At 69.5% G+C, this 15,536-nt stretch carries 4 protein-coding genes; all 4 read left to right on the top strand.

Features of this window, described 5'->3' with window-relative positions; all coding sequences use genetic code 11:
- The first annotated feature begins 55 nt into the window (after positions 1 to 55).
- Positions 56 to 1,708, top strand: a complete 1,653-nt coding sequence (locus ACFWZ2_RS02275; protein ID WP_384540534.1) for a penicillin-binding transpeptidase domain-containing protein — start codon at positions 56 to 58, stop codon at positions 1,706 to 1,708.
- Positions 1,709 to 1,794: 86 nt separating this feature from the next.
- Positions 1,795 to 2,586, top strand: coding sequence for a BTAD domain-containing putative transcriptional regulator (locus ACFWZ2_RS02270; protein ID WP_384540531.1), 792 nt, complete (start codon positions 1,795 to 1,797; stop codon positions 2,584 to 2,586).
- A 292-nt stretch (positions 2,587 to 2,878) separates the two neighbouring features.
- Complete coding sequence (lat, locus tag ACFWZ2_RS02265; RefSeq protein ID WP_384540528.1) at positions 2,879 to 4,246, top strand: L-lysine 6-transaminase; 1,368 nt, start codon at positions 2,879 to 2,881, stop codon at positions 4,244 to 4,246.
- 88 nt (positions 4,247 to 4,334) lie between these two features.
- Positions 4,335 to 15,512, top strand: a complete 11,178-nt coding sequence (locus ACFWZ2_RS02260; protein ID WP_384540525.1) for an amino acid adenylation domain-containing protein — start codon at positions 4,335 to 4,337, stop codon at positions 15,510 to 15,512.
- The last annotated feature ends 24 nt before the right edge of the window (positions 15,513 to 15,536 follow it).

Here is a 15,536-nt window from a genome sequence, read left to right as displayed (position 1 = left end):
CTGAACGCCGCATACGGGCAGTGACAAGGGAGTAGTCCCGCATAGCCTGGGCCCCATGACGCACTCCAGCAGCTATGGCGATTACTCGCCGTACCGCAGGCCCCGTTTCTCCGGTCGGGCGATAGGCTTGACCGTCGCGGCGCTGGCCGTGACCGCGGGGATCGGCTATTGGGGGTACTCGAGCCTGATCGCCGACGACGACTCGGATGATCCCCAAGTGGTGGCTGCGGCTGCGGAGTTCGAGAAGTTCATCGGGGCCTGGGAGGCGGGTGACGCCCGCCGGGCGGGACGCCTTACGGACACCCCGGACAACGCCGAGTCATTGATCAAATCTGTGACGACCAACCTCAAGCCGTCGAAGACCGAGATCGACTCCGGTGACGGCAGCAGGAAGACGGACGGGGAAGTCTTAATTCCGCTCACCGTGAAGATGGATCTTCCCGGTGTGGGTGAATACACGTGGGACTCGAAGGCCAAGGTCGTCGAGAGCGGGGGGAAATGGAAGGTTGAATTCCATACCGGAATGGTCCACCCGGCGATGGTGCCGGGGCAGACGCTCGCTCTCAAGTCACGGGACCGTGCGGCCATCCTCGACGCGAACCGCGGCGAGCTGCAGTCCGCATCCCTCGTCGGTGTGGTCGACGAGAAGACCGGCAAGGGCAAGTCGGGTCTCCAGGCGCTGTACGACAAGCAACTCACCGGCGGCCCGGGCCCGTCGAAGTCGGTCGTGGTCGTCGACCGGCAGTCCGGCCGCGTGGTGAAGAAGCTCACCGGAACCAAGGTGCCGAAGGGCAAGCCGGTGCGGACCACCATCGACCCCGAGGTGCAGGGGGCCGCCGCCGAGGCGCTTGCCGGGGTGAAGAAGAACGCGGCGATCGTCGCCGTCGACCCCTCCAACGGGCACATCCTGGCGGCCGCGAACATGCCCTCGGGCATGAACCGCGCACTGGAGGGCCGCTACGCCCCAGGATCCACCTTCAAGGTCGTCACCGCCGCCGCCCTGCTCAAGCAGGGAATGAAGCCGACGGACCCGGGACAGTGCCCGAAGTTCGCCCGCGTCAACGGCCAACGCTTCGAGAACCAGGACCAGTTCACGCTGCCCGCGGGGTCGACCTTCCGGGACAACTTCGCGCACTCCTGCAACACCTTCTTCGTCAACTCCCGGGACAAGCTCTCCGACTCCGCCCTGCACGACACCGCGAAGGCGTTCGGCATCGGCGGCACCTGGGACGTCGGAGTCACCACGTACGACGGCGGCGTCCCGGTCACCGACAGCGAGAACGCCAAGGCCGCGAGCACCATCGGACAGGCCGAAGTGCAGGCGTCGCCCCTCGTCATGGCCTCGGTCGCGGCCACGGTGAAGGACGGTGCCTTCAAGCAGCCCGTCCTGGTGCCGGATGCCGTGAAGAAGCGGCACGAGGCCCCCGCCCGCCTCGACTCCGCCGTCGTCGACGCGCTGCGCGGCATGATGCGCGCGACCGTCACCGACGGGGCGGGCCGGGCCCTCAAGGGAATTCCCGGTGCACCGCATGCCAAGACGGGCACGGCGGAGTTCGGCACCGAGAATCCTCCGCGCACGCACGCCTGGATGATCGGCTACCAGGGGGACCGGAACCTCGCCTGGTCCGTCCTGCTCGAGGACGGCGGATCCGGCGGGTCCGACGCGGGCCCCATCGCGGCGAAGTTCCTGGAGAACCTCGCCGGCTGACACTCACAGATCCACTTCCACAGGTTCGGCTGCCATGTCCACCCTTCTCGGGCGAGGGGGTGGTTCCTTCACAGGGGGGACCCGCCATGAACACCTGGAAAGACGTGACGATCCGGCTCCTTGGCCCGGTGACGCTCGTGAAAGACACCGTGCCGACCCCCATCAGGGGACAGCGGCAGCGGCGCTTCCTCGCCTCCTTGGCGCTGCGCCCCGGGCAGGTCATCTCCAAGGAAGCCATCATCGAGGACTCGTGGGACGGCGAGCCCCCGCTGACCGTGTCGGGACAGCTGCAGACCTCGGCCTGGATGATCCGCACCGCGCTCGTGGAGGCCGGGCTCCCGCGCGAGGCCCTCGGCTCGCACGACCGGGGCTACGAACTGCGGGTGCCGCCGACGTCGATCGACCTGTTCGCCTTCCGCGAGGCGGTGCGCGCCGTCCGGGACCTGTACGCGCGACGGCAGCACCAGGAGGCGGCCGTCCGGCTCGACGCGGCCCTGGCCCTGTGGAAGGGGCCCGCCTTCGCCGACGTCACGTCGAACCGGCTGCGGCTGCGGGGCGAGACCCTGGAGGAGGAGCGGACGGCGGCGGTCGAACTGCGCGCCCTGATCGACGTCGGCCTCGGCCACTACGGCGACGCGATCGCGCAGCTGTCCGAACTCGTCGACCGCGACCCCTTCCGCGAGGACCTCTATGTGAGCCTCATGAAGGCGTACTACGCGGAGGGCCGGCAGGCCGACGCGATCCAGGTGTTCCACCGGGCCAAGGACATCCTGCGCGAGCAGATCGGGATCAGCCCCGGGGGACGGATGACCAAGGTGATGCAGGCCATCCTGCGCCAGGACGAACAGGCGCTGAGCGTCAGCCCCGGCGTGCGGTGAATCGTTCTTTCTGACCGGCCGCGGGGCAGGCCGGGGCCGGAGCGCGGTCTCCCGTGCGCTCCGGCCCTTTCCCATGCCCGCGCCCGGAGCCGATAGAAATTCCCGGACGACATTCTCTTTTCGTCACGGATACCCGACTCGATACGCGAAGAGGAGTCCGAGAGAGCAGGAAGAGGACCCCAAGAGCAGTGCGAGGCAGTATATGGGAGTCCCGAATATCCAGTTCACCGCCCCGGCAAGCCGGCACGAGAAAAGTTCTGACAATTCATCCTGCCTACGGGAGTTTTCGCACATGGGTGAAAAAGAACGTTGTCCTGACCTCGGCCCCTCGGAAACGGCACGTCTGAACCCCCGGGACGTGCATCGAGCGCTCGAGCCCCACGTGCTCGTGGACGGCTACGATCTTGTTCTCGACTTTTCCGCGAGCTCCGGGACCTGGCTTGTCGACGCCGTCACCGGCAAGCGCTATCTCGACCTCTTTTCGTTCTTCGCTTCGGCTCCGCTCGGCATTAACCCGCCGTGCATTGCCGACGATCCCGAATTCATGCGGGAGCTTGCCGCCGCGGCGGTGAACAAGCCGTCGAACCCCGACCTGTATTCGGTTCCGTACGCCAGGTTCGTGCAGACCTTCGCCCGGGTGCTCGGCGACCCGCGGCTGCCCCACCTGTTCTTCGTGGACGGCGGGGCGCTCGCCGTGGAGAACGCGCTCAAGGCGGCGCTCGACTGGAAGGCGCAGAAGCTGGGCCTCGACGAGCAGGCCGTCGACGGGCTGCACGTCATGCACCTGGAGCGGTCGTTCCACGGCCGCAGCGGCTACACCATGTCGCTGACGAACACCGAGCCGTCGAAGACCGCCCGCTACCCCAAGTTCGGCTGGCCGCGCATCCCTTCGCCCGCGCTGCGGCACCCGCTGTCCCAGTACGCGGGCGCGAACGAGGCGGCCGAGCGGCATGCCGTCGAGGCCGCCGAGAAGATGTTCCTGGCCGCCGACGGCATGATCGCCTGCTTCGTCGCCGAACCGATCCAGGGCGAGGGCGGCGACAACCACCTCAGCGCGGAGTTCCTCCAGGCCATGGAGCGTCTGTGCCACGAGCACGACGCGCTGTTCGTGCTCGACGAGGTGCAGAGCGGCTGCGGGATCACCGGCACCGCGTGGGCCTACCAGCAACTGGGCCTGCGGCCCGACCTCGTGGCGTTCGGCAAGAAGACCCAGGTGTGCGGCGTGATGGGCGGCGGCCGCATCGACGAGGTGCCGGAGAACGTCTTCACCGTCTCCTCCCGGATCAGCTCCACCTGGGGCGGCAACCTCACCGACATGGTCCGGGCCACCCGGATCCTGGAGACGATCGAGCGCACGGAACTCTTCGACACCGTCGTACGCCGCGGCGCGTACTTCCGCGACGCCCTGGAGGCCCTGGAGGCCGAGTACCCCGAGACCGTGAGCAACGCCCGCGGCCGCGGCCTGATGTGCGCGGTCGACCTGCCGGACCCGGGGCTCCGTGACGACGTGCTCGGCCGGATGTACCGGGACCACCTGGTGATCGCCCTGCCGTGCGGGGAACGCGGCCTCCGGTTCCGCCCCGCGCTGACGATCACCGAGAGCGAGATCGATCAGGCCATCGAAGCCCTGGCACGGAGCGTCGAGGCGCTCACCGCCTGACGCGCACCGCGCAACCGCCGTGGGCGAGAGCCCCGATGAGAACAGCACGGCACGCTCGCATACATCCCGCATGACGGAGAGCCCACGAATGATGTCAGCACGCTACCCGAGGACTGCCGCGGACTGGACTGCCCGCATCGAAGGAGTGTCGAGCGAGCGCTGCGACCTGGAGATGCTGCTCAAGGACGAGTGGCGCAACAAGATCGCGGTACGGGACGACGATCCTGGTGTTCGTGCGACGAAGCACCGACAAGTGTCCTTCGGCGGACGGGAGTACACCGCGCTGAAGGACGCCCTGCGCGCCGGCTCCGGTGTCTCGGCGGGGGCGTTCGCGCTCGCCGCGCTGCACAGCGTCATGCGCGCCTACGGCCACGGGAACCGGACGGTCGCCGCCCTCGTCGACGCCACCGGAGCGGACGGCCTGCCGAAGGCCGCGGTGCTGCCGGTCGTCGTCGACCACACCGAGCAGGCGCGGCTGAGCTGCGCGGCCGCGGTGCGGGAACTCGACGAGGCGCTGCGCACGAAGGACGCGTACGCGCGCCAGGACGAGCTGCTGCAGCGCGGCCTCTTCGACGCGCTGCTCGTGCTCGCCGACCGTGAGGTGGACCTGGCCGAGCTGCCGTCGGCCCCGCTCGCCATGATCGTGCGGGACGACGAGGCGGGCGGCTGCCTGCGGTGGACGATGGCCTATGCGGGGGACCTCTTCGAGGACCGGACGGTCGCCGGTGTGCTCGACGTCGTGCGCGAGGTGCTCGCCCAGTTCGTGCACCGGCCCGACGACCTCGTCGCCGACATCGAGCTGGCGTCGGCGAGCCAGCGCGCGCAGCTGCACGCGTGGAACGACACCGACGGCGACTTCCCCGCGGGCAAGCGGCTCAACGACCTCTTCGAGGACGCCGCGCGGCGGTCGCCGGACCGCGAGGCCGTCGTCTTCGGCGACACCACGCTGACGTACCGCGCGATCGAGGAACGGTCCAACCAGGTCGCGCACTGGCTGCTCGGCCCCGCGATGGGCGTGCGGCCGCAGGAACTGATCGGTCTGTACCTCGACAAGAGCGACCTCGGCGTCGTCGCCACCCTCGGGATCTGGAAGGCGGGGGCGGCGTATGTGCCGATCGACCCGGCCTACCCGGCCGAGCGGGTGCGGTTCGCCGTGGGCGACACCGGCCTCACGGGCATCGTCACCAACCGGCGGCACGCGGCACGGCTGCGGGAGCTGCTCGGCCCCGAGCACGACGCCGTGCGGGTCATCGAGATCGAGGCGGTCGTCGAGGAACAGGAGGCGGGCGGCAGCGAGTTGCGCGAGAAGCCGCGACTCTCCTCGCTGGGCAGCAAGGACCTCGCCTATCTCACGTACACCTCGGGAACGACCGGTGTGCCCAAGGGAGTTCCCAAGTACCACGACAGCGTCGTGAACAGCATCACGGACCTGTCCGAGCGCTACGACATGCGCAGGCCCGGCGAGGAGCGGGTCGCGCTCTTCGCCTCGTACGTCTTCGAACCGCATCTGCGGCAGACGCTGATCGCGCTCATCAACGAACAGACGCTGGTGATCGTCCCCGACGAGATCAGGCTGGACCCCGACCGCTTCCCCGAGTACATCGAGCGCCACGGCGTCACCTACCTCAACGCCACGGGATCCGTGCTCCAACACTTCGACCTGGGCCGATGTCCGCGCCTGAAGCGGCTGTTGCTGGTCGGCGAGGAACTGACGGCTGCCGGGCTCCGCCAATTGCGCGAGAGGTTCGCGGGCCGGATCGTCAACGAGTACGCCTTCACCGAGGCGGCCTTCGTCACCGCGGTGAAGGAGTTCGCGCCGGGCGTGACCGAGCGCACGGACCGCAGCATCGGCCGCCCGGTGCGCAACGTGAAGTGGTACGTCCTGAGCCAGGACCTCAAGCAGCTGCCCGTCGGCGCCATCGGCGAGCTGTACATCGGCGGCTGCGGGGTCGCCCCTGGCTATCACAACCGGGACGACCTGACCGCCGAGCGGTTCATGCCGAACCCGTTCCGCTCCGAGCGGGACAGGGCGCGCGGCATGAACGCCCGCATCTACCGGACCGGCGACCTGGCACGCGTCCTGCCCTCGGGCGAGGTCGAGTTCATGGGGCGCAGCGACTTCCAGCTGAAGCTGAACGGTGTCCGGGTGGAGCCGGGCGAGATCGAGGCGCAGGCGACGGAGTTCCCCGGCGTACGCAAATGTGTCGTCGTGGCCCGCGAAGGGGCGGGCGGCGGCAGCGACCGCCATCTGGTCGGCTACTACGTGACCGGGCCCGGGGCCGAGGTCGGCGAGGACGACCTCATCGCGTTCCTCGAGGAGCGGCTGATCCGGATCATGGTCCCGGCCCGGATGGTCCGGCTCGACGCCATCCCGGTCAACGTCAACGGCAAGGCGGACTGGCGCGCGCTGCCCGAGGTGGACATCGCCCGCCCGGCCGCGCCGACCGGTGACCGCGGACCGGCCGCGGACGGCGGTGTCATCGGCGAACTCCGCGAGATCTGGAGCCAGGTCCTCGGCGTCCCCGCCGAACGCATCGGAGACGGCGACGACTTCTTCCGCCTGGGCGGGCAGAGCATCTCCTGCATCCTGCTCATCGCGCGCGTACGCCGCCGCCTCGGCGTGTTCATCGGAGTCGAGGAGGTGTTCGCCCTCAGGACGCTCGACGCGCTCGCGCGGTGCCTCGAGCAGCGGCAGGGCGAGGAGCCCGCGCCGCAGGAGGGGCCCGCCGCCGAACGGGACCCGGCCGACGGCGAGCCGGTGCGGCTGCTCGCCAACGGCCTGCAGCAGGGCCTGCTCTACCACGCGCTCAAGCGCAGGAACGGCGACGACGCCTACGTCATGCAGTCGGTGCACCGCTACCACTGCGCGATACGCCCCGAGCTGATGCGTCAGGCATGGCAGCACGCCCGGCGCACCTATCCGGCCCTCAGGCTGCGGTTCGAGTGGGCCGACGAACCCCTCCAGATCATCGACAACGACGACAAGCCCTTCGCCTGGCGGTTCGTCGACCTGAGCGACGTGGCGGACTCCGGCGAGCAGGACGCGCGCATCAAGGAGCTGCAGGAGAGGGACAGGACCGAGCCCTACGACCCGTCCGCGGGACGGCTGTTCAGGGTCTACCTGATCAAGCAGCGCGACGACCTGTTCGCGCTGCTCTTCAGCTGCCACCACATCATCCTGGACGGGTGGAGCCTGCCGGTCCTGCACGACGCCGTGCACCGCGACTACCTCCGGCTGCTCCAGGGCAAGGAGCTCGAACCGGCCGCGGACACCGCCTACCCGACGGCCCAGCGGCACTGGGAGGCGCACCGCGACGACGACGTCGCGTACTGGACCCGGCAGGTCGAACGCATCGACGAGCGCGGTGACTTCGGCGGCCTGGTCAAGGAGGACATCCGCTACCAGACCTCGCTGAGCGAGTACGACCACGTCCGCGAGCACCGGACGAAGAAGCTGCGCCTGGGCGCGGAGCGGACCGCCGAGCTGAAGGCCGTGTGCGCGGCCCACCAGGTCACCCTGCACTCGGTCCTGCAGTTCGTCTGGCACAAGGTCCTGTACGCCGTCGGCGGCGGCAACACCACGGTCGTCGGGACCATCGTGTCCGGGCGCGACCCGCACATCGAGGGCATCGAGGACTCGGTCGGCCTGTTCATCAACACGCTGCCCCTGATCGTCGACCACGACGACCAGGCGACGAAGAGCGTCGGCGAGGCCGTCGGCGAGATCCAGACCGCCGTGAACACCATGAACGCCAAGAGCGTCGTGGAGCTCGGCAGGCTGGAGACCGGCGGCATGAAGCGCAGGCTCTTCGACACGCTGCTCGTCCTGGAGAACTACCCCCGGCTCCTGGACGAGGACGAGGAGCGGGAGCACGACGCGCTCCTGCGCTTCGAGAAGGCCTACGACGCCGACAAGGTCGACTACCCCCTGGCCGTCGTGGCGCGCGAGGAGGGCGACGAGCTGACGGTCACCCTCTGGTACGCGGGCGAACTCTTCGACGACACCACCATCGACACGCTGCTCGATGTGACCCACACGCTGTTCGACCAGGTCACGGACGACATCGCGCGGCCCGTCGACGCCCTCGAACTCGTCTCCCCGGCGATGATCGAACGCTACGACGCCTGGAACCGCACCGAGGCCGACTTCCCCGCCGACACGACCCTGCACGGCGTGTTCGAGGAGAAGGCCGCCGCCTGGCCCGACGAGATCGCGCTGGTCTACCGCGACACCCGGCTGACGTACCGCGAACTGAATGAGCGGGCCAACCAGTTGGCGCACTACCTGCGGTCGGTCGTGCAGCTGCGGCCGAACGATCTGGTCGGACTCGTCCTGGACAAGAGCGAGTTGATGATCACGGCGATCCTCGCCGTGTGGAAGACGGGGGCGGCGTACGTACCGATCGATCCGGGCTATCCGGACGACCGCGTCGCGTTCATGCTGGAGGACACCCAGGCGCGCCTCGTCGTCACCAACCAGGCGCACGGGGAACGCCTGCGCGCGCTGCCGACCGCGACCGAGCTGCACGTCCTGGACATCGAGCGGCTTCCGATGGGCTACCGGTCGACGGAGAACCCCGACACCGAGGTCACCAGCACCGACCTGGCGTACGCGATCTACACCTCGGGCACCACCGGCAGGCCCAAGGCCGTGCTCGTCGAGCACCGCGGCGTCGTCAATCTGCAGACGTCCCTGGCCAGGCTGTTCTCACTCGACAAGAGCGACGGCGACGAGGCGCTCCTGTCCTTCTCCAACTACGTCTTCGACCACTTCGTCGAGCAGATGACCGACGCCCTGCTCAACGGGCAGAAGCTCGTGGTCCTGGACGACACGATGCGCACGGACGCCGAGCGCCTGTACAAGTACATCAACGACGAGAACGTCACGTACCTCTCCGGCACGCCCTCCGTCCTCTCGCTCTACGACTACTCGACGACGACGTCCCTGACCCGCATCGACGCGATCGGCGAGGACTTCACCGAGCCGGTGTTCAACAAGATCCGCGGGATGTTCCGGGGCACCATCATCAACGGGTACGGCCCCACCGAGATCTCGATCACGAGCCACAAGCGGCCGTACGCGGACGGGGAGCGGCGGGCCACCAAGAGCATCGGTCACCCCGTGGAGAACTACACGGCGTACGTCCTGAACAAGTCGATGCGGCGCGTCCCGGTCGGCGGCATGGGCGAGCTCTACATCGGCGGCGTCGGTGTCACCCGCGGCTACCTGGGCCGCGACGAGCTGACGGCGGAACGCTTCCTGGACAACCCCTTCCAGACGCCCGAGGAACGCGCGACGGGACGCAACGCGCGCCTGTACAGGACCGGTGACCTCGTCCGGTGGCTGCCCAACGGCGAACTCGAATGCCTGGGCCGCACCGACCTCCAGGTCAAGATCCGCGGCCAGCGCGTCGAACTCGGCGAGGTCGAGGCGGCGCTGTCGTCCTACCCCGGCGTCACCCGGTCCCTGGTGATCGCCCGCGAGCACCGGGCCGCGGGGTTCGCCGCGGCGCAGAAGTACCTCGTCGGCTTCTACGTCTGCGACGGAGACCTCGACGAGCAGGACGTGAAGGAGTGGATGCGCACCAAGCTGCCCGAGGCCGTCGTGCCCTCGCGCATCCTGCGGATCACGGACATCCCGGTCACGCCCAGCGGGAAGCTCGACACCCGGCGGCTGCCCGAGACGGACTTCGCGACGGCCGAGGGCGACGGGTACGTGGCGCCGTCCAACGACGTCGAGGCCAAGCTGGTCGGCATCTGGTCCACGGTGCTCGGTATCGCACCGGACCGCGTCGGCGTGCACGACGACTTCTTCGCGCTCGGCGGCGACAGCCTGCGCGCGATGGTGCTCGCCCAGGCCATCACCACCGGCTTCGGGCGCGGCCTCGGCGTCGGCACCGTGCTCCAGCACACCACCCTCGGCGCACAGGCCCGGCACATCAGGGACACGGCCGCGCAGACCGACGAGGACCAGAGCGGGCCCGCCGTCGCCCGCGCCGCGGCCGGCAGCGGGAACCCGCCGGTGTCCCTCGCCCAGGAACGCCTCCTGTTCATCGACGAGTTCGAGGGCGGCACCGCCGCCTACAACATCCCGTTCGTCCTGCGGATCGCGACGGACGACACCGTGTCGCGGGAGTCGGTCACGCAGGCGCTGCACGCGCTGCTGCGCCGCCATCCCGCGCTGCGCACCCTGCTCAGGACGGACGGCGACGGCGTGCGGCGCCAGCACGTCCTCGCGGAACAGGACGCGGCGGCACGGTTCGACGTGCCCGTGCACACGGTCGGCAGCACCACCGAACTGGACGCGCGGCTCGTCGAGCGTTCCGCGTACGTCTTCCGGCTGCATGAGGAACTGCCCCTCCAGGCTGATCTGTTCGAGCTGGCCACGGCGCCGGGCGAGCTGTACCTGAGCATCGTCCTGCACCACAGCAGCTTCGACGGCTGGTCCTGGAACGCCTTCCGCGAGGAGCTTGCGGCCCTCTTGCGCGGTGTGCCCGCGTCGGACCTCAAGGCGATCCACGGCACCTACGAGGACTTCGCCGTATGGCAGCGCCAGTACCTGACGGGGCGGCGCCTCGCGACCCTCACCGAGTACTGGACGGAGGCGCTCGCCGGGTTCGAGACGGTCAGGCTGCCGCTCGACCGGCCGCGTCCGCCGCGGTTCGACTACCGCGGCAGGGAGATCGAGTTCGCCCTGGACGAGGAGACCACCGAGGCGCTGCGGGCCCTGGCCCAGTCGGCGCGGGTCAGCCTGTACAGCGTGCTGCTCGGCGCCTGGAGCCTGATGCTCAACATGTACTCCGGCCAGCACGACTTCGTCGTGGGCACGCCGTCCGCCAACCGCGGACGCCCGGAGTTCGACCGCACCGTCGGGTTCTTCGCGAACCTGCTCGCGCTGCGCGTGCGGGTCGACCCGGATGCGACGCTCCTCGACCACGTCCGCTCGGTCGGCGCCGGTGTCGTGGCCGCGCAGGTGCACGGTGAGCTGCCGTTCGAGCAGCTCGTCAAGGAACTCGACGTGACGAAGGACCCGAGCCGCCACCCCGTCCTGCAGGTCAACTTCACCCTGCAGAACGTCACGGAGCGCACCGGCGACGCGGCCGCGGCGCCGATCGAGTACAAGCCCGACGGCGGCGGCTGGACGGCCACCAAGTTCGACCTGTCAGCCACCCTCACCGAGACCGGCGGCGGACTCGCGGGCAACCTGACGTACGCCGCCTCGCTCTTCGACGACGCGAGCGCCGAGGGCTTCATCGCCACCTTCCGGGCGATCCTCGGGGAGTTCGCACGGCTCTCCGCCGAGGGCGAAGGGGCCGGGCTCGCGGACGTCGCCCTCCTGGACGACGCGGCCCTGCCGTCCGCGGTCGGCGGCGGCGTCCCGCAGGTTTCCGCCGCGGGACGGACGCTGCACGGCGTGTTCGAGGAGATGGCCGCCAGGTGGCCGGACGAGATCGCGGTGGTCTACCGCGAGACGCGGCTGACCTATCGCGAACTGAATGAGCGCGCCAACCAGTTGGCGCACCACCTGCGGTCGGTCGTGCAGCTGCGGCCGAACGATCTGGTCGGACTCGTCCTGGACAAGAGCGAGTTGATGATCACGGCGATCCTTGCCGTGTGGAAGGCCGGTGCGGCGTACGTACCGATCGATCCGGGCTATCCGGACGACCGCGTCGCGTTCATGCTGGAGGACACCCGGGCCCGCCTCGTCGTCACCAACCAGGTCCACGGGGAACGGCTGCGCGCGCTGCCGACCGCGACCGACCTGCACGTCCTCGACATCGAGGCGGCGGACCTCGGCGAACCGGCAGGACCTGCCGCCGGGAACCCGGTCACGCCCGTCACGAGCGCCGACCTGGCGTACGCGATCTACACCTCGGGCACCACCGGCAGGCCCAAGGCCGTACTCGTCCCGCACCGTGCGGTCGACAGCTTCCGCGAGCAGGTGAGCGGGCGCTACTTCGGCACACCCGACGAGGCGCGCGAAGGCGTCCTGTTCCTGGCGAACTACGTCTTCGACTTCTCCGTCGAGCAGTTGGCGCTGTCCCTCCTCGGCGGCCACACGCTCGTCGTCCCGCCGCCCTCGCCCGCCCACGACGACGGCTTCTACGCGTACGCGAACCGCGCGGGGCTCACCTATCTGAGCGGCACGCCGACGCAGATCCAGCAGTTCGACCTCGCCCGCCTCGAACACCTGAAGTGCGTGCTGGTCGCGGGGGAGTCGTTCCACGAGAACCACTTCGAGAAGATCCGGCGCGAGTACGCGGGGCCGCTCGTCAACGCGTACGGCACCACGGAGACCGCCGTCTACAACACCTACCGGCTCTTCGCACCCGGCGAGCGCTACCGCAACACCTTCGGCCGGCCGCTCGGCAACAGCCGCCTGTACGTCCTCAGCGACTCGATGAAGCCGCTTCCCGCCGGGGCCGTCGGCGAGCTGTACATCGCGGGCGCGTGTGTCACCGACGGATATCTGAACCGGCCCGACCTCACCGGCGAACGCTTCCTGCCGAACCCGTTCCGCACCGAGGCCGAGGTCCGCGACGGCCTCTGTCCGGTCATCTACCGGACCGGCGACCTGGTGCGGCCGACCCGTGACGGCGAGATCCAGTACGTCGGACGCAATGACGCACAGGTCAAGATCAACGGTCTGCGCATCGAACTCGGCGAGGTCGAAGCGGTCCTCGCCACCTGCCCGAACGTCCGGGAGTGCGCCGTCGTCGTGGCCTCCGACGAACGGTCACCGGACAGCAAGCGCCTCGTCGGCTACTACGTGGCCGAGGGCGACGCGAGCGTCGACGAGGACGAGGTCTTCGCGACCCTGCGGGCCAAGCTCATGCCGAGCATGGTGCCCGCCGTGCTCGTACGGCTCGACCGGGCACTGCCGTTGACCGTCAACGGCAAGCTCGACACCAAGGCGCTGCCCCAGGCGGGCCTCACCGCACAGCGCGCGGCCTACGCGGCACCGCGCAACCGCACCGAGGCCCGGCTGTGCCAGCTGTGGAGCGCGCAGCTGCCCGGCGGCACGGTGGGCATCGACGACGACTTCTTCCGGTCCGGCGGCGACAGCATCAGCGCCCTGCACCTGGCGAGCCGCATCCAGCGCGAGGCCGGACGCAAGGTCAACGTCAAGGACGTCTTCGACCACCCCACGGTCCGGCGTCTCGTCGACCACGTGCTGACCGGTCCCGTACAGCGGGACGAGGTGAAGGAGGGCCAGGGCGAACCGCCCGAGCAGGGCCGCCTCGGCGGCGACTGCCCGCTGCTGCCCATCCAGGAGTGGTTCTTCGCGAAGCCGCTCGCGGACCGCGGCTGGTGGAACCACAACTTCGCCGTGACGGTGCCGCCGCTGGACACCGCACGGCTGCGGTCGGCCCTCGTACGGCTCGTCGACCACCACGACGCGTTCGGCCTGCGCTACACCGGACCCGACGAGAACGGCACGATCACCCAGACGTACACCGCCGAGCGGCCGGACGTCGTCCTGCACGAACTCGACGTACGCGGCCTGGACGACGAGGAGATCGGCCGGCGGCTCGCCGCCTGGCAGAGCGGCTTCGACCTGGCGCAGGGCCCGACCCACTGCGTCGCCCACCTGCGCGGATTCGACGACGGCACGGAGCGGATCTGGTTCGCCCTGCACCACCTGATCGTCGACAGCGTCAGCTGGCAGATCCTCGCGCAGGACCTGGAGATCCTCTACCACGGCGGTGATCTCCAGGAGAAGACGAGCAGCTACCGGCAGTGGGCCCAGGCCCTGAGCCGCTATGTGCCCGGCGACGACGAGCGGCAGCTCTGGGCGGAGGTCGTCGAGGGCATGGCGGCCGCACCGGCCGACCTGTCCGTCCGGACGAAGGACGCGGACACGCACCGCGAGGAGTTCGCGCTGAACCCCTCCGACACCCGGACGCTGCTCACCGAGAGCCACTGGGCGTACGACACCACGATGAACGACCTGCTCCTGACGGCGACCGGACTCGCCCTGCGCGCGGTCACCGGGCGGGCGACGCACCACATCACCGTCGAGGGCCACGGCCGGGAACGGTTCGACGGCGCCCCCGACGTCCGGGACACGGTCGGTTGGTTCACGACGATGTACCCGCTGGCCGTCGAGGCCGACACGGAAGACCTCGGGGGCAGCATCCTGCGGACCAAGGAGAACGCACGGCGCGTGCCGCACCACGGCGTCGGCTACGGAGCGCTCTTCGGCAAGTACGGCGGCGCCCGGGCCCCGCTCGCGCCGGTCAGCTTCAACTACCTGGGACGCGTCGCCGACGAGGCACCGCAGGGCCCCGACCGCCCCGCGGGCTGGCGGCTGGACTCGGCGATGTCGGGCAGCAACATCTCCGAACGCAACCGCGGGGCCGACCAGTTCGGCATCGACGTGACGATGCGGTGCACCGGAGGCCGCCTCGTCACCGTGGTCGACAGCAGGCTCGACCGGGCCACCACCGAACGGTTCACCGGTGAACTCCAGGTGTGGCTCGAACGGTTGGTCGCCCACACGTCGAGCGTGGCGAACAGCGGGCAGGGCCGGGCACGGACCGAAGCCCAGCCGGTGCCCGAGGACGACTTCGAGCCGTACATCCTCGTCGACGAGGACAGCGCGGAGCACACCCTCTTCGTCTTCCCGCCCGGCGAGGGCGGCGCCGAGAGCTATCTCAGCAACATCGCCCAACGGCTGCCAGGACACCGGCTCGTGCTCTTCAACAACGTGCACCTGCACGCCCCGATGGGCTCGTTCGGGGAGCTGGCCGAGTACTACATCGGCCACATCAGGGCCCTGCAGCCGGCCGGACCGTACAGCCTGCTCGGCTGGAGCTTCGGAGGGGTGCTCGCCCTGGAGGTGTCGCTGCAGCTGACGCGTGCGGGCGAGAAGGTGGACGACCTGTTCCTCATCGACTCGTACTTCAACATGCGCCACGCGGCGGCCCGGATCGGGTATCCCGATGTGGAGGACATCCTCGACCCGATCAACTACCACTACGTACCGGACCGGGCGGATCTGCAGCGGTTCGGCGCCCGCGTCGGGAAGCTCGTGATGTTCAAGGCGGGCGAGCCGAACGAGATCGTCCGGGACGAGCAGCAGCGGCAGTTGTTCGACTTCTATCTGCGCTCGTCGCACAACGGCCTGGACACGCTCCTGCCGGCCGACTCCATCGAGGTCCACCCGCTGCACGGGGAGACCCACCACTCGTGGGTCAGGAACGAGCGCCTGGTCTCCGCCATGTGTGCACGCATGACCGCGTCGTCGTCCGACGCCTGGTGAACTGACAGACCACTGCCCGAGGAG

The organism is Streptomyces sp. NPDC059002 (assembly GCF_042740435.1).
Lineage (GTDB): Bacteria > Actinomycetota > Actinomycetes > Streptomycetales > Streptomycetaceae > Streptomyces.
This window is presented reverse-complemented; position numbering and strand designations above follow the sequence as displayed.

Coding starts and splice junctions, on each gene's coding strand:
- ACFWZ2_RS02275 (WP_384540534.1), top strand. CDS start 56: ATGACGCACTCCAGCAGCTATGGCGATTACTCGCCGTACCGCAGGCCC.
- ACFWZ2_RS02270 (WP_384540531.1), top strand. CDS start 1,795: ATGAACACCTGGAAAGACGTGACGATCCGGCTCCTTGGCCCGGTGACG.
- lat (WP_384540528.1), top strand. CDS start 2,879: ATGGGTGAAAAAGAACGTTGTCCTGACCTCGGCCCCTCGGAAACGGCA.
- ACFWZ2_RS02260 (WP_384540525.1), top strand. CDS start 4,335: ATGATGTCAGCACGCTACCCGAGGACTGCCGCGGACTGGACTGCCCGC.